This window comes from Pseudodesulfovibrio alkaliphilus, from assembly GCF_009729555.1.
Lineage (GTDB): Bacteria > Desulfobacterota > Desulfovibrionia > Desulfovibrionales > Desulfovibrionaceae > Pseudodesulfovibrio > Pseudodesulfovibrio alkaliphilus.
In genome coordinates, this window is the sequence record NZ_WODC01000003.1 from 153,764 (window position 1) to 168,583 (window position 14,820).

Here is a 14,820-nt window from a genome sequence, read left to right on the forward strand (position 1 = left end):
AGAAAACCAATTTGGTCGCCCATGTTTTTCGCCGCAAAAACTCTAAACTTTCTCTATAGTTGACTCCGCAATGACCGGCCGGGGAATCAAACCGGCCCTTGTCATGCACACGTCGGCTGTGTCATAGCTCATGGCATTATCAATTGCCACTCTCACCAGACACGCCAAAGGCCCGCCATGAACGAACGCTATCTGCAAACCTTCCAGTACGGAATGTCCGCCCAGCTCAGGGAACTGTCTCTTGACGAGGTGCTCCTCTACGTCCGCAACCACCTCCACAGCTTTCTCCTGGACGAGTCCGTGTGCTTCTGCTTCATCGAGCGGCTGGCCAACGATCCTGATGCGGCCGGAAACGAGACCGCGCAAAAGGCCCTGCTCTACCTGCTGGACAAGGCATTGCAGCATCGGCCCTTCCGACTTGGGCTGCTGGAGGCCGCGGTCCGGCTCACCGGCAATCCCCAGGTCAGGCAACGCATGGACCTTGTGGCCCGGCACATGCGCGAAAAGGAGACCTACGACCTCATCACCGGCCTGGATCTCAAGCACGATGCCGAGGAGGTCGGCGAGTTCCTGGCCGGGCTGACACGCGTCTGCCCGGACCATGTCCCGGCAGCCCAATATGCCCTTTACGTGGGCCGCCTTCTTGGCGTGTCGGCTGAGCCGTGGCTCGAAAACTTCGTCTGCCCCGAGCCCCTGCGCCGCGACTGGGACATGGCCCTCTTCAACCACCATGCGACCCTGTGCGACTTCGACAGGGCCATGGCCCTGTGGCCGACCCTCAGCCACGCGTCCCTGCGGGAGACGGGCCTCAATCTGGCCGCGGCCATGTTCGTGGCCGCGGGCGAGACGGAAACAGCCATCCGGCTCTACGAAAACTCGCTGCGCCAGGACCCGCGACAGACCCCGGTACGCCTGCGGCTGGCCCAGCTGCAATCGCCGTTTGCGGCCGACGCCTCGCTGCTGTCGCGCCGCCGGGTCAACATCTGCCTGTACTCCTGGAACAAGGCGGACATGCTGGGCCAGACCCTTGAGAGTCTGAGCCGCTCCGCCATCGGCCCGGCCCGCATCGACGTGCTGCTCAACGGCTGCACCGACCACAGCCGCGAGGTGGTGGAGAAGGCCCGCGCCCTGTTCCCCCATAACCAGCTCACGGTCCACGATCTGCATGTGAACATCGGCGCCCCGGCAGCGCGCAACTGGCTGACCAACCTGCCCGAAGTGCGAACCTCGGACTATATCGCCTTTCTCGACGACGATGTCACGGTGCAGGAGGACTGGCTGGCCGCCTTTCTCACCGTGGCCGAAACCGACCCCGAAATCGGCGCCGTGGGCTGCAAGGTGCTTCACCCTGGCGAACCGGCCATGTACCAGTATCTCTTCCGCTACGTGGCCATCGCCGACCACGGGCTGCTCAGGATGAGCCTGCCCGCCCCGGAAAACATGTACGACACCCGTCTCTACGACGTGATCCGGGAGACCAGGAGCGTCATGGGCTGTCTGCACCTCTTGCGCACCAGTGCCCTGGCCGGCATCCCGGCGGGCTTCGACATCCGCTTCAGTCCGTCGCAGGTGGACGACATCGACCACGACATAGCCCTGTGCCTCAACGGATACCGGATCATGTACTGCGGCACGGTGGCCTGCGTCCACCACCAATCCAGCGGGAAAAACGAGACCAAGGCCACCCTGGCCAAACCGGATCTCGGGGCCATCATGGGCAACGACATCAAGTTCTACTTCAAACACGCCGACCACCTGGACCGGCTCAAGGCTCTGGACAACCTGAGCCTTGATCTGGGCGTCCCTCTGCCGGAATTCTAGGGCTGGCGCTCGTTTCGTGCCAGGAAGCAGCACCCTCCGACCCATTATCAATATACAGAAGCTTGACGAACCGCCCGGTCAGCGGGCATAGCACCCCCTCGAACCAATGACACGGGACAGCGCAGACTGCCCCACCCCCCAAAAGGACGACCAAGGGTTTCCATGCCAAAAGATCTGATTATCGTCGAGTCCCCGGCCAAGGTGAAGACCATCAGCAAGTTCCTGGGCAAGGACTACATGGTGGACGCCTCGGTGGGCCATGTGCGCGACCTGCCCACCCGCGACCTGGGCGTGGACGAGGAGAACGGGTTCACCCCCCGCTACGAGGTCATCCAGGGCAAGGAGGACGTGGTCAAACGCCTCAAGGCCGCGGCCAAAAAGGCAGGCACCGTCTATCTCGCCCCTGACCCGGACCGCGAGGGGGAGGCCATCGCCTGGCACGTGGCCGAGCTGCTCAAGCCGGTCAACGACAACATCCGGCGCATCCAGTTCAACGAGATCACGGCCCGCGCCGTCAGGGAAGCCCTGGAAAACGCCCAGGAGCTCAACGAAAACCTTTTCGACTCCCAGCAGGCCCGGCGCATCCTGGACCGGCTGGTGGGCTACAAGATTTCCCCCATCCTCTGGAAAAACGTCAAGCGCGGCATTTCGGCCGGACGGGTCCAGTCCGTGGCGCTCAAGCTCCTGGTGGAACGCGAGAAGGAACGCCGGGCCTTCACGGCCGACGAATACTGGCCCTTCAAGGTGCTGCTCGAGGGAGAAAACCCGCCCCCCTTCTGGCTTGAGCTGCACAAGCTCTCAGACAAGACGGTCAAGCCCGGCGTCAACCACATCGCCTCAGCCGACGAGGCCGAAGCGCTCCAAAAGACCCTGGAAGGCGGCGCGTTCGCCGTGGAATCGGTGCAGGAGAAGCAGCGCAAGCGCGACCCCCTGCCCCCCTTCATCACCTCCACCCTGCAACAGGATGCCAACCGGCGGCTCGGCTTCTCGGCCAAGCGGACCATGTCCGTGGCCCAGCGCCTCTACGAGGGCGTGGAGCTGGGCAGGCGCGGCACCACCGCCCTGATCACCTACATGCGTACCGACTCGGTACGCATCGCCAAGGAGGCGCAGGAATCGGCCAGGGAACTGATCATCGACCGTTTCGGGGCTGACTACTATCCGCCCAAGACCCGGAATTTCAAGACCAAGGGCGGGGCTCAGGACGCCCACGAGGCCATCCGGCCCGTGGATGTGACCATCACCCCCGACGAGGTCAAGACCCTGTTGCCGTCGGAGCAGTACCGCCTCTACCGCCTCATCTGGCAGCGTTTCGTGGCCTCGCAGATGGCGGCCGCCAACTTCTGGGACACCACCGTGCTGGTCAAGGCCCCCAGGACCCAGTGGCGGGCCAAGGGCGAGCGCATGCTTTTCCCCGGTTTCCTCGCGGCCATGGACAAGGGAACGGCCGAGGCCGAAACCGAACTGCCCAAGCTGACCGAGGGCGAAACCCTGCGCCTGAACGAACTGAAGAAGGAGCAGAAGTTCACCCAGCCACCGCCTCGCTACTCGGAGGCCTCGCTGGTCAAGACCCTGGAGGAGCTGGGCATCGGCAGACCCTCCACCTACGCGGCCATCATCTCCACCCTGCTTGATCGCGAGTACGCCCGCCAGGAGGAAAAGCGCTTCGTGCCCACCGAGCTCGGCTTCATCGTCTCTGATCAGCTCTCCGAACATTTCGAGGCCCTGATGGATGTCGGCTTCACTGCCCGCATGGAGGACCTGCTCGACGACGTGGCCGCGGGCAAGCAGGACTGGGTCAAGCTGCTCAAGGAGTTCGGCGACGACTTCTACCCCACCCTGGACAAGGCCCGCTCCGGCATGGCCCGCTCCCAGCAGGAAACGGACATCGTCTGCGAGAACTGCGGCAAGCCCATGGCCATCAAATTCGGGCGGACAGGCGAATTTCTCGGCTGCACAGGGTTTCCTGCCTGCCGCACCATCAAGAACTTCACCCGCGACGAGAACGGGGGCATCAAGGTCGTGGAGCGCGAAACCCCTGAGGAAACCGGGGTGGAATGCGACAAGTGCGGCCGCCCCATGGCCATCAAGCAAAGCCGTCGGGGCGAATTTCTGGGCTGCACCGGGTACCCGGACTGCAAGAACATCGTCAATTTCGAGCGGGACGCCGAGGGGAAGATCACCGTGGTCGAGGCAGACAAGCCCAAAGTGGTCGGCGTCTGCCCGGACTGCGGCGGCGAGCTGCTGCTCAAGAAGGCGCGCACAGGCTCGCGCTTCATCGCTTGCTCCAACTACCCCGACTGCACCTATGCCGAGCCCTTCTCAACCGGCGTGCCCTGCCCCGAGGAAGGGTGCACTGGCGAACTGGTGGAGAAATCCTCGCGCCGGGGCAAGGTCTTCTATTCCTGCTCGGCCTATCCCAAGTGCGACTACGCGGTCTGGAACTGGCCCGTGAAAGAACCCTGCCCCAAGTGCGGCCATCCCATCCTGACCCGCAAGACCACCCGCGACAAGGGCGAGCATCTGGCCTGCCCGCGGAAGGGATGCGGCTTCACCAGGGGCATCGACGACAACGGGGAAGACTCCGGCGACGAGGGCTGATCCGTCGTCTTTACTCCGGGCGAGGTTGGCCGTATGGTGCTTTGAAGGAGGACCATCATGGCCGACACCTTGTTTACCCGACTGATGGGCCGCCGCCAGTGCCTGCGCACCCTGCTGGGCGCGGCAGGGATTCTCGGCGGTTCCGGCCTGGCCGCACGCGCCCAAGCCAAATCCATGGTCGTCATCGTCAGGACAGACGACCGCGTCCAGGGCATTCGCACGGCCATGGCCCGCTTCGATCCGGCACGCTTCCGGGGCGCCCGCATCGCGCTGAAGGCCAACTACAACAGCGCTGACCCCTTTCCGGCCTCCACACATCCCGACACGCTGCGCACCCTGGTCGAGACCCTGGCCGAGGCCGGGCCAGCGTCCATGACCCTGGCCGAACGCAGCGGCATGGGCGACACGGCCCAGGTGCTCCGTTCGCTGGGCGTGCGCTCCCTGACTGAGGAGCTGGGGGTGGAGGTGGTCGTCATGGACGAGCTGGACGCAGACGGCTACGTCACCTGCCGCCCGGCCCGCAGCCAGTGGAAGCGGGGCTTCCTGCTGGCCCGGCCCTTTGCCGGGGCCGATGCCGTTGTCCAGACCTGCTGCCTGAAGACCCACCAGTACGGCGGCCACTTCACCATGGCTCTCAAGAATGCCGTGGGCGCAGTGGCCAAGCACGACCCGGCCGACGGCTACAACTACATGAGCGAGCTGCACCGCTCGCCGCTCCAGCGCTCCCTCATCGCGGAGATCAGCCTCGCCTTCCGCAACGACCTGATCGTCATGGACGCCATGAAAGCCTTTGTTACCGGCGGCCCCCACGCTGGCCGGGAGGTCTCGCCCGGCGTCATCGTGGCAGGCACCGACCCCGTGGCCGTGGACGCCGTGGGCGTGGCCATCCTGCGCATGTACCCCACCACCGATGCAGTCATGACCGGCCCTGTCTTCGCCCAGGAGCAGATCCGCCGCGCCGCCGAACTGGGCATCGGCGCCTCCTCGCCCGAAAACATAGAGCTGGTCCCCATCGGCCCCGGCGCAGACGGTTTCGCCCGGCGGGTGCAGGAGATACTGGCTGGGTAGAGGCTGAATCTACCGGATGCGACGCAGCCGTCCCTCAGACACACCAAAGCCCGGCCCGCCACTCTCGGCGGGCCGGGCTTTGCAGGTTCCCGTGGTGGGGTGGGCGGACGGCTTACGGCTCGTCCTGGCGCCGGGGCGGCTCGTTCCCGGCTTCCGGCGTACCTTCCGTGGCAGGTTCGTCGGGATCGTCCGTCGGAACCGGCATCTCCTTCCAGCGGTTTCTGGCATACACGGCGTTGACGATCCACAGGATGGGATTGAAGAGCAGGATGACACCCACCACCCATGCCCATTTCCTGCGCATGATGATGTAGTAGTACGGAATGATGGACAGGGTGAAAAACACCAGGGCCGTGAGGGTCTTCTGATCTTTGACCGCCGAAGTGACCACAAGCGTCAGGGCCAGCAGCCCGTAGGTCAGCATGCCCATCAATCCGGTGTAGTACCCCCACTTGTACGGCTTGGCCTCGGGATGTTTCTGGTGCAGCTTCTTGTCCAGCAGCAGCGACAACGGAATGGCGATGAGTGCGCAAACCAGGGTCAGGGCATAGCGTCCAGGATTGTCTTCCATCGGATACTCCTCACAAGATGCGGCTGTTCATGTCTCGGTCACGCCCGGGTCAACGCCCGGCCGAACCAACAAGGCAAACGCCAGCTGTCTTTCTGCCGCCCGGACAGCGAGACCCGCGCCGCGGGCCCGGCCGGAATGACGGCACGGCCCGGCCGCAGGGCCTAACCCGCCACATCCCAGGTGGCGCCCTGGGGGGTGTCCTTGACCTCCACCCGCATGGCGGCCAGCTCGTCGCGGATGGCGTCGGAGCGGGCGAAATCCTTGTCCTTGCGCGCCTGCTGGCGGGCGTCGAGCAGGGTCTGAACCCGGGCCGGATCAATGCCCGCCCTGGCGGCGCGGCTGTCGCGCAGCTGGGCCAGGAACTCGGCCGGATCATGGCCGAACACCCCGAGCACCGCGCTCCACCTGACCATGGCCGCTTTGGCGCGGAGGAAAAACTCCCGTCCCCCCTCGGATTTTCGCCAATTCTTGTCCTCGGCCACCCGGCCGATCAGACGGACGGCCGAAAAGATATGACCCAAGGCCCCGGCGGTGTTCATGTCGTCCTCCATGGCCTCGTCCCAATGGCCTTCAATGGCGGCCAGTTCCTCGTCCAGTTCGGCCGGAAAGGGAGATTTTTTCCAACTGGTCTTGGCCAGCTCCGCGTCCGCCTGGGCCAAGGCTGCGTAGACGCGGCGCAGCCCCTTCTCGGCCTCCTCCAGCGCGTCGAAGGAGAAGTCAAGCGGGCTGCGATAGTGCATGGTCAGCAGAAAATAACGCAGGGACTCGGGCAGAAACTTCTCAAGGATGTCGCGAATGGTGAAAAAGTTGCCCAAAGATTTCGACATCTTTTCAGAGTTGATCTGAACAAACCCGTTGTGGACCCAGTAGTTGGCAAAGGGCTTGCCCGTGGCAGCCTCGGACTGGGCAATCTCGTTCTCGTGATGGGGGAATGAAAGGTCCTGGCCGCCGCCGTGGATGTCCAGCGGCAGAGGGGCGTATTTCTCGCTCATGGCCGAACATTCCAAATGCCAGCCTGGGCGTCCCGGTCCCCAGGGCGAATCCCAGGATGGCTCGCCGGGCTTGGCGGCCTTCCACAGGGCAAAGTCCAACGGGTCCTGCTTTTCCTCGCTCGGGTCGATACGCGCCCCGGACTCCAGCTCATCAATGTTCCGGCCCGAGAGCCTGCCGTATGCGGCAAAGGAGCGGACCCGAAAATACACATCGCCCGAGGGCGTGGCATAAGCGTTGCCCTGGCTGATAAGCTGCTCGGTCATGGCGATCATCTCCGGGATGTGCTCGGTGCAGCGGGGCTCCACGCTGGCCCGCTGCACGCCCAGGCGGTCCATGTCCACATAAAACTCGCCGATGAACCGCTCGGCCACTTCCCCGGCCTCGGCCCCTGTCTCGTTGGCCCGCTTGATGATCTTGTCGTCTATGTCAGTGAAATTACGGATAAAGGTGACATCGTAGCCCTTGTGGCGCAGGTAACGGAAGAGCACGTCAAAGACCACGCTGGAGCGGGCGTGACCGATGTGACAGAGATCATAGGCCGTGATGCCGCAGACATACATGTTCACGGCGTTGCCGTTGGCGGGGATGAACTCCTGCTTCTTTCTGGCCAGGGTATTATAGAGTCTCATTCAAATACTCCATTCGCAATCATTCGATTTCAATGGCTATTGATTAAATGTCGCGCTCGTAGTCCGTGGTCACGGAGACATTGAGCAACCGCAGGTTGTCAAACAGATCGCGGCCCATGAAGAAATAAAGCAAGGGCACGGGCTCGTCCGGCCGTGCCGAGACAACCACCCGGCCGGGCTCGGCCACGAACTCGGCCAGCCCCATCAGGGCGTCTTCGGCCACGGCGTTGCCCTCGCGGGCGCCATAGCGGATCATGGATCCGATCTCGGCCAGCAAGCGTTCGCGGGCCTCTGCCGGGGAGATTCCCAGCAGTCTGGCCGAACTGCCCAAGGCCATGCCCACCAGGGCGCGGTCCTCATAGATCAGGTTGGCGGCGACCAGTCGCAGCCCCACGAGTTTTTCCACACGCGGCCGGTCCAGGTCAAGGCGGTCCACGGTGCCGGTCAGCGAGACCTCCCCCAGTTGGGGTGCTGACAGCGAGAAGGCGCGTACGGTCAGCGCCTGGGCCGTGAGGTCGTAGGCATAGTCCACGGCCAGGTCGCCGCGGATCTCGCGTACCCCCATGGAGAGCAGGGGTGCGGCCCAGGAACCGAAATTGGCCGGGGTGACGTGCACCAGCAGACCCCGCACCCAGACCTTGGCAAAATGGGGCACCGGATTTTTCTGGTCAAAGGCGCCGAAGCGGATTTCCTCGGCCGACACGCGCTGCCCACCGGGCAGGGCCGCCTCCACGCCTTCAAGGATAACGCTCTGGTCGGAGAAACGGACCGCGATATCGTCATAGGAAACAATGAGGCCAGGCACATCGCTCACGGCCTGATTGAAGGCCCGCTCCACCTCGTGGTTGACGAACCAGTACAGCCCGGCCGCGCAGATGGCCGCAAAAACCACAAAGGAAAGGAAAAATTTGCGCAAACCGGACACGGCCGCCTAAACCTCCCGCAGGGCTGTCACCACGGCCACGGCCTTGATGCCCTGCTTGCTGCCGGTAAACCCGAGGCCCTCCTCTGTGGTGGCCTTGACGTTGACCCGGTCGGCGGGCAGCCCGAGCAGCCGGGCCGCATTGACGGCAATGGCCCCGGCATGGGGCGCGATTTTCGGTATCTGGGTGATGATGGTCAGGTCCGCCTGAACCGGCCGCACTCCGGCGGCCTCGGCCATGGCCAGGGTCTCCCGCAGGAGCACCCCGCTGTCCGCCCCGGCGAAACGCGCATCCGTGTCCGGGAAGTGTGTGCCTATATCTCCGCCGCCAAAGGTTCCGAGCACGGCGTCGGCCAGGGCGTGGAGCAGCACGTCTCCATCCGAGTGGGCCACCACCGTCGGGCCTCCGGGCACGGGCACCCCGCCCAGCACCAGCGGCCTGTCGTCCGCTGCGCCGAATCGATGGACATCGTATCCCCAGCCCACGCAGGGAACGGTGGTCCGGGCCTCTTCGAGCCGTTTCAGGTCCTCGGGCGTGGTGATCTTGACGTTGCCCGGATCACCCGGAATGACGGCCACGGTAACGGGCGGGGTCATCCGCTCCGCCATGGACGCGTCGTCAGTGGCCTCCCAGCCCTGGGCCCCGGCCTGGGCGTGGGCCTCGCGCAGCAGCTTGGTCTCGAATGCCTGGGGAGTCTGGACCGCCCGCAAGGCGGCCCTGTCGAGGGTCTGGGCCACGCTTTCGCCGCCGCTACGGTCCGGGACCACGCGCTTGACCGTGTCCGCCACCGCGATGGCCGGGATCGCGGCCCGCTCGCCCCGGCGCAGGGCATCGATGAGCAGGGCGATGGTACTGGCCGAAACAAAGGGCCGGGCAGCGTCATGGACCAGCACCCCGTCGCAGCCTGACGGCAGGGCGGCCAGCCCCAGCGCCACAGAGTCCTGCCGCCGCGCCCCTCCGGCGCACACGGCCCAGTCCAGGCCCAGGTTTTCGCTGCGGAAAAGCTGGTTCACGCGTTTGTCCATGGCCGCCATGTCCGCATCGGGAAAGACGAAGACCACCCCGCGCACCCCGGCCACGCGGGAGAAGGTACGCGCCGAGAGCCAGAAGAGCGGCGCACCCCGATGCTCGATATACTGCTTGGCCACGCCCCCTGCGGCACCGGCCAGGCGCGAGCCCGATCCGGCGGCCAGGATGATGCCCCATATGTTTTCCAGCGGTCGGTTCATGCGTGCCTTGTGTTGTCAAAGGCGGGAGGGTCGCCCCTCCCGCCATGGTGGTATCAGGTTTGGAGTCGGCCGATAAGCCGGGTTCTGTGCCCCCGAGGGGGCGGCTGTCATTCCTCTAGGACGGCTGTTACCAGCCGCCTCAAGCAACCTACCCGGTAGCCTGGGCCGGGCCGGCCTCGTACGCTACCCTATTTGGTCTTGCTCCGAACGGAGTTCACCTGGCCTGCCGTGTCGCCACGACAGCCGGTGGGCTCTTACCCCACCGTTTCACCCTTGCCGCCGGGTTTCCCCGGAGGCGGTCTGCTTTCTGTTGCACTTGACGGGGATCGCTCCCCCTGGGCGTTACCCAGCGTCCTGCCCTGTGGAGCCCGGACTTTCCTCTCCGATCAATGATCGCAGCGACAGCCTGTCCGGCTCCAAACCCGAAATCAATCTATTCCTGCGCCTCGCCGAAGACCATGTCCCCCCGGTGCCAGTAGATGAGCCGCTGGCAGTTGGGGCAGCTTAATATCTGCTGGCCCTTTTGCAGCTCGTTGAAGATCTGCGGCGGGATCATGATATGGCAGCCATGGCACACGGCATCGGCCACCGGCACGATGACCGGATTCTCCATGCGCTCGCGGATGAACTCGTAGCGGCCGAGAATCGGCGGGGGCACCACCTTGCAGGCCTTCTTGCGCTTGCGCACAAGCCCCTCGAGGCGCTTGTTGGCCTCTTCCAGGCGCTCGTCCAGGGTGGTCTTGAGGGCGTCATACTGCTCCTTGACCCCGCTCATCTCCCCGGTCAGGGCCTCGGTGGCCTCGTTTTGGCGGACAAACTCCTCCTCCACGGCGGTCTGCTCCTCCTCGCGCATTCGGTTGAGCTTTTCAAGACTGTCCATCTCGCGCATCATGGCGTGATATTCCTTGGTGTTGCCCACCAGCATGAGCTTGTTCTTGCTCTTCCTGATACGGCTTGCGTCGTCCTCGATCTCGGCGGCCAGCTTTTTCTTCTGGCTCTTGAGCAGGTCGATGCGCTCGTCGATCTGGGCACGCCGTTCGTCAAACTCGGCCATCTGGGCCTCAAGGTCGGAAAGCTCTAGCGGCGCCTTAGCGATCTCGTCTTCAAGGACAAGGATTTCGTCATCCACCTGCTGCAAAATGATCAACTGCTCGATCTGTTTCTCGTACATCTGTTGTAACCTCGCTATCTATTTGAAAATCACGCGCATAAACGGTAAATTTGTCATGCCCTGATCCGCACCAGGAAGGGGTCGCTCCCTGGGAAGAAACGGACCTCCACGCCGGAGAGGCGACCGGAAAGCTCCAGAGCGAACCGGCGCATCATCTCCTCTTCCAAAGAAAAATGCCCCACATCCAGAACGCACACGCCAGCCTCGACTGCGGCGTGGTACTTCATGTCGCCAGTGATGAACAGATCGGCTCCCGCCCTGGCCGCCTCGGCCGCCAGACCGGCACCGGAGCCGCCGCAATAGGCCACACGGGCCACATGGCCGGGCCGCGGGCCAGAAACCGTCCAGTAGCCCCGGGCATGGGCCGGGAGCAGCCCGTCCAGCCGGGCAGAAAACGCCTCGAAATCCATGGGCTCGGGCAGATCGCCCACCTCGCCGAACCCCACCGCGTCGCAAGGGGCGCAGAGCTTGCGCAGATAGAAGACCGGCCTGCTGCCCACGGCAAAGACAATGGCCTCGGCCACGGATGGCCAGTCCGCCTCGTCGCAGACCACGCGCACCTCGCCGGTACCGCTCTGGGAGACCGAGTGGATGGACTCGCGCCTGGACCAGATGTCTGCCGTGGCCCGGGAGATGGGCTCGTCAAGATAAAAGGACGCCTCCACCGGGCAGCGGGCGTGGACCTTCTCGAGGGGGAGCGCGTCGCGCAATCCAAGCTCGCTCCCAAGCCAGAAGGCCGGGCCGCCCGGCCGGACATCAAGAGAGGTGTGGGCCGCATAAAGCCACGCTCCCTCAACCATGACCCGGCGGGCCACATCAAGCACCCGCCCCGGTGCGCCCAGAGACACGGGCTTCATGTACAGGGGATGGTGTGTGACCACGGCCCCGGCGCCCCAGTCCAGACAGGCCCCGACCATGTCCGGCGCGGGCTCGAGACACACGGCCACCTTGTCGGTCTCAACCAGGGTGCCCGCCACCTGGACCCCGCTATTGTCCCAGGCGCTCTGCCCGTCCTCCGGGGCCAAGGCGCGGATTTCTCCAAGAACATCCTTTATTTTCATATCTTTACGCCTCGAAAGCGGAAACAAGATGCTCCCGTAGGGTATCCCCCTCGGGAGCATCCATTTCCTCTTCTGTTTCCCGGCCCGAAAGCCATGCGGGAGATTTCAGGATATATGCGTGTTTCGCGGGCGGGGTGGTAAAGATCGCGCTAACCTCTCGGGCCGGAGGGAAAAAATGGTGGGCCAGCCAGGATTCGAACCTGGGACCGACCGGTTATGAGCCGGTGGCTCTGCCAACTGAGCTACTGGCCCGCAGTCTCCGAGCAGAGGAACATAGCCGGGAAAGCAACGGGAGTCAAGCCGGAAACCGCAACTGCCTGGACCAGGGCGGGACGGAGGATTCCGCGACGGCAAAAGGCCCGCCCCTGCCCGGAATCCTCCACCCCACCTCTTCAGAAGCGTTCGTATTCGTCGTGCCCCATCTCCAGGTCCACGCCGGAGGCCAGGGCGGGCTTGCCGCCCCTGTCTGCCCTGTGGGCGGAACTGGGTTTGGCCTGTTGGCTTTGGGGCAAGGCAGGGCGGCGGGTGCGGCTGGTGACGACCCTGGTCTGCTGCCGCTTGTAGGCAGACTGATCGACCTTGAAAAAGGTCATGGAGTGGGCCAGGGCCTGGGCCTGGGCCGAGAGCTCCTCGGAGGTGGAGGCCATTTCCTCTGAGGCCGAGGCATTGCCCTGGATGACCTTGTCCAACTGGGTGATGGCGGTGCTGATCTCGCTGACGCCCTTGTCCTGCTCCACGCAACTGGCGGTGATTTCCTGTATGAGTTCTGCCGTCTTGCCTATTTGGGGCACCAGTTCGTCGAGCATCCGTCCGGCCTTGTCCGCCACCTGCATGGAGGTGCCGGAGAGTTCCCCTATCTCCTCGGCCGCGTGCCCGCTGCGTTCGGCCAGCTGGCGCACTTCTGCCGCGACCACGGCGAAGCCCTTGCCGTGCTCCCCGGCACGGGCAGCCTCAATGGCGGCGTTGAGCGCCAGCAGGTTGGTCTGGCGGGCGATCTCCTGAATGATGGTGATCCGCTCGGCGATGCTCTTGAGGGCATCCACGGCCTCGACAACGGCCTTTCCGCTCTCGGTGGCCCCTTGGGCCGCCTTGCTGGCGATGGCCTCGGTCTGGCGGGCGTTCTCGGTATTGGAGCGCACGCCTGCGCTCATCTCCTCCATGGAGGCGGAGATCTGCTCGATGGAGGCGGCCTGCTCGGTGACGGACTGGGACAGGGACTGGGCCGCGGCCGACAGTTCCTCGCTGCCAGCGGACACGCCTTCGGCCACGGAGTTGACCTCGCCCACCACGCGGTTGAGTTGACCGGCCATGTCGGTCAGCGAACCGGCCAGCTGGCCCACCTCGTCGTTCTGGCTGATGTCCACCGTGGCCCGCAGATCCCCGGTGGACACTGTCTCGGCAAATTCCATGCCCTTGCGCAGCGGACCGATGATGCCCCTGGCGATGACCCAGGCCAGGAGCACGCCCAGGGCCACGGCGACCACGTTGAAGCCCACGACGCCTACGCGGGTTTCATCGGCGTGCATGAGCATGACCTCGTCGGTCATGATGTCCCGGGCGATGATTTCCACGCTTTCGCTAAGCAGCCGCTGCACCTGGTTGAGCTCGGGCAGGGTCACTGTGGCATAGACATCTTTGGCTTCCTCGTACCCTTGCTGGCGGCTGTCGAGCAGGCCAAGGAGGCCGTCGATGGCGGCCAGGGTCTCCTCGGCCAGGGGGGCTGTGGTGTCGCGGAAGTAGCGCAGGGCCGCGTTGCGTTCGCCAGCGGCGAGCAGGGTGTTGATCTCAATGGCCGACTCGTGCAGGGCAGCGTGCGGGGCAAGGATGCTCCGCGTCCTGTCGCCGAACTCCCGATCCTCGCGCATCAGCCGCTCGGTGTCCGGCGCGTAGAGCCACACGCCCAGGTTGCAGGCATGGGGGTCGGTCTGGACATTGGCGGTTCGGGCGTTGGGGTTGAGCAGCGTATCGCGGATGACGCTCATCCAGACGAGATGGTCGAGCTTCTTTTCGCGCAGGTAGGAGCCCAGGGCCACGTCGGCAGGAGCGTATTTGCGCCCGATGTCGATGGCCGACGCATGGAGCGCGTTGTGGTGCGCCTCGATCTCGGCCAGGAGCGGCTTGATGGCGGGCACCATCCGCTCCGCCCGGACCCGCGCATCGCTGTAATACCATTGGCCAAAGGCGCACTGGCGCGGGTCGGTCTGGACATTAAGGGTGTGAACCGACGTGTTGGTCAGCAGTTCGTTGACCTCCTCGGCCCATTTGAGGTGGTCCACCACCTTTTCGGTGAAATTGCCGCGCAGCTCGTTGCCGCCTATGACCTCCTCGGCGTCATGCACTATGCTGTTGATGCCCAAGGCCGCCCAAACGCCAAGGGCGACGGCCAGTAGCAGAATGGCGCCGAACCCGACACCGAACTTGACGCACAGCTTGCAGTCCTTCCAACGCATCGTTTCCCCTCCAGGTCTTGCGTGGGCGCAACGCGCCCCTGACATATCGACTCCTTTCGACTCCTTGTATCAGTCCAGGCAAATTTTCTCCTCAAAATACAGCCTTCAGTCTATTATTTTCAGCCACTGAATATGGATTATCAAAAAACCGCAAGCCGCACCAGGAGAGACAGGCCAAAGAAGCCCGCAACACCAAGGACCGCGGACCAAGGGGAAAAAGGGGAAAAAGGGGGAGGCAGGGGGCCGACGCCGGAAAACAACCTGTCAAACCGGCCTGATGACAAAGTCCGGATCGATTCGGTG

Annotated in this window: 10 protein-coding genes, 1 tRNA gene and 1 other RNA gene; 3 read left to right on the forward strand and 9 right to left on the reverse strand. The window is 64.3% G+C overall.

Annotation, left to right across the window (positions count from 1 at the left end):
• Positions 1–177: 177 nt before the first annotated feature.
• The 3 genes from GKC30_RS06205 (at position 178) to GKC30_RS06215 (ending at position 5,490) form a co-directional block, all read left to right on the forward strand.
• A complete protein-coding gene (locus GKC30_RS06205; RefSeq protein WP_155933147.1) occupies positions 178–1,821 on the forward strand; it encodes a glycosyltransferase family A protein in 1,644 nt (547 codons plus the stop codon).
• Positions 1,822–1,983: 162 nt separating this feature from the next.
• Positions 1,984–4,422, forward strand: coding sequence for a type I DNA topoisomerase (topA, locus tag GKC30_RS06210; RefSeq protein WP_155933149.1), 2,439 nt, complete (start codon positions 1,984–1,986; stop codon positions 4,420–4,422).
• A gap of 57 nt (positions 4,423–4,479) precedes the next feature.
• Positions 4,480–5,490 carry a DUF362 domain-containing protein gene (locus GKC30_RS06215; protein ID WP_155933151.1) on the forward strand — a complete coding sequence of 337 codons (1,011 nt, stop codon included), beginning with the start codon at positions 4,480–4,482 and terminating at the stop codon, positions 5,488–5,490.
• A 112-nt stretch (positions 5,491–5,602) separates the two neighbouring features.
• On the opposite strand, the gene GKC30_RS06220 is transcribed toward GKC30_RS06215, so the two are convergent.
• The 9 genes from GKC30_RS06220 to GKC30_RS06260 form a co-directional block, all read right to left on the reverse strand.
• Positions 5,603–6,061 carry a hypothetical protein gene (locus GKC30_RS06220; RefSeq protein ID WP_155933153.1) on the reverse strand — a complete coding sequence of 153 codons (459 nt, stop codon included), beginning with the start codon at positions 6,059–6,061 and terminating at the stop codon, positions 5,603–5,605.
• Positions 6,062–6,222: 161 nt separating this feature from the next.
• Positions 6,223–7,683 carry a cysteine--tRNA ligase gene (gene cysS / locus GKC30_RS06225; protein ID WP_155933155.1) on the reverse strand — a complete coding sequence of 487 codons (1,461 nt, stop codon included), beginning with the start codon at positions 7,681–7,683 and terminating at the stop codon, positions 6,223–6,225.
• Between the two features lie 43 nt (positions 7,684–7,726).
• The gene (locus GKC30_RS06230) at positions 7,727–8,599 is read right to left on the reverse strand and encodes an aq_1923 C-terminal domain (protein ID WP_155933157.1); all 873 of its coding nucleotides are present in this window, start codon (positions 8,597–8,599) and stop codon (positions 7,727–7,729) included.
• Positions 8,600–8,614: 15 nt separating this feature from the next.
• Positions 8,615–9,835 (reverse strand): 2-C-methyl-D-erythritol 4-phosphate cytidylyltransferase, encoded by a 1,221-nt coding sequence (gene ispD, locus GKC30_RS06235; protein ID WP_155933159.1) that lies wholly within the window; start codon positions 9,833–9,835, stop codon positions 8,615–8,617.
• Positions 9,836–9,892: 57 nt separating this feature from the next.
• Positions 9,893–10,253: RNase P RNA component class A (rnpB, locus tag GKC30_RS06240), an RNA gene on the reverse strand.
• A 15-nt stretch (positions 10,254–10,268) separates the two neighbouring features.
• Complete coding sequence (locus GKC30_RS06245; protein WP_155933161.1) at positions 10,269–11,006, reverse strand: zinc ribbon domain-containing protein; 738 nt, start codon at positions 11,004–11,006, stop codon at positions 10,269–10,271.
• A 53-nt stretch (positions 11,007–11,059) separates the two neighbouring features.
• Positions 11,060–12,067 carry a Nif3-like dinuclear metal center hexameric protein gene (locus GKC30_RS06250; RefSeq protein ID WP_155933163.1) on the reverse strand — a complete coding sequence of 336 codons (1,008 nt, stop codon included), beginning with the start codon at positions 12,065–12,067 and terminating at the stop codon, positions 11,060–11,062.
• A 176-nt stretch (positions 12,068–12,243) separates the two neighbouring features.
• Positions 12,244–12,319, reverse strand: a tRNA-Ile gene (locus tag GKC30_RS06255).
• Between the two features lie 140 nt (positions 12,320–12,459).
• Positions 12,460–14,517: a methyl-accepting chemotaxis protein gene (locus GKC30_RS06260; protein WP_155933165.1), complete on the reverse strand. Its 2,058-nt coding sequence runs from the start codon at positions 14,515–14,517 to the stop codon at positions 12,460–12,462.
• Positions 14,518–14,820: the final 303 nt, after the last annotated feature.

Bases quoted from the DNA above. Each gene is read 5' to 3' on its own strand.
- GKC30_RS06205 (WP_155933147.1), top strand. From the start codon at position 178: ATGAACGAACGCTATCTGCAAACCTTCCAGTACGGAATGTCCGCCCAG.
- topA (WP_155933149.1), top strand. From the start codon at position 1,984: ATGCCAAAAGATCTGATTATCGTCGAGTCCCCGGCCAAGGTGAAGACC.
- GKC30_RS06215 (WP_155933151.1), top strand. From the start codon at position 4,480: ATGGCCGACACCTTGTTTACCCGACTGATGGGCCGCCGCCAGTGCCTG.
- GKC30_RS06220 (WP_155933153.1), bottom strand. From the start codon at position 6,061: ATGGAAGACAATCCTGGACGCTATGCCCTGACCCTGGTTTGCGCACTC.
- cysS (WP_155933155.1), bottom strand. From the start codon at position 7,683: ATGAGACTCTATAATACCCTGGCCAGAAAGAAGCAGGAGTTCATCCCC.
- ispD (WP_155933159.1), bottom strand. From the start codon at position 9,835: ATGAACCGACCGCTGGAAAACATATGGGGCATCATCCTGGCCGCCGGA.
- GKC30_RS06245 (WP_155933161.1), bottom strand. From the start codon at position 11,006: ATGTACGAGAAACAGATCGAGCAGTTGATCATTTTGCAGCAGGTGGAT.
- GKC30_RS06250 (WP_155933163.1), bottom strand. From the start codon at position 12,067: ATGAAAATAAAGGATGTTCTTGGAGAAATCCGCGCCTTGGCCCCGGAG.
- GKC30_RS06260 (WP_155933165.1), bottom strand. From the start codon at position 14,517: ATGCGTTGGAAGGACTGCAAGCTGTGCGTCAAGTTCGGTGTCGGGTTC.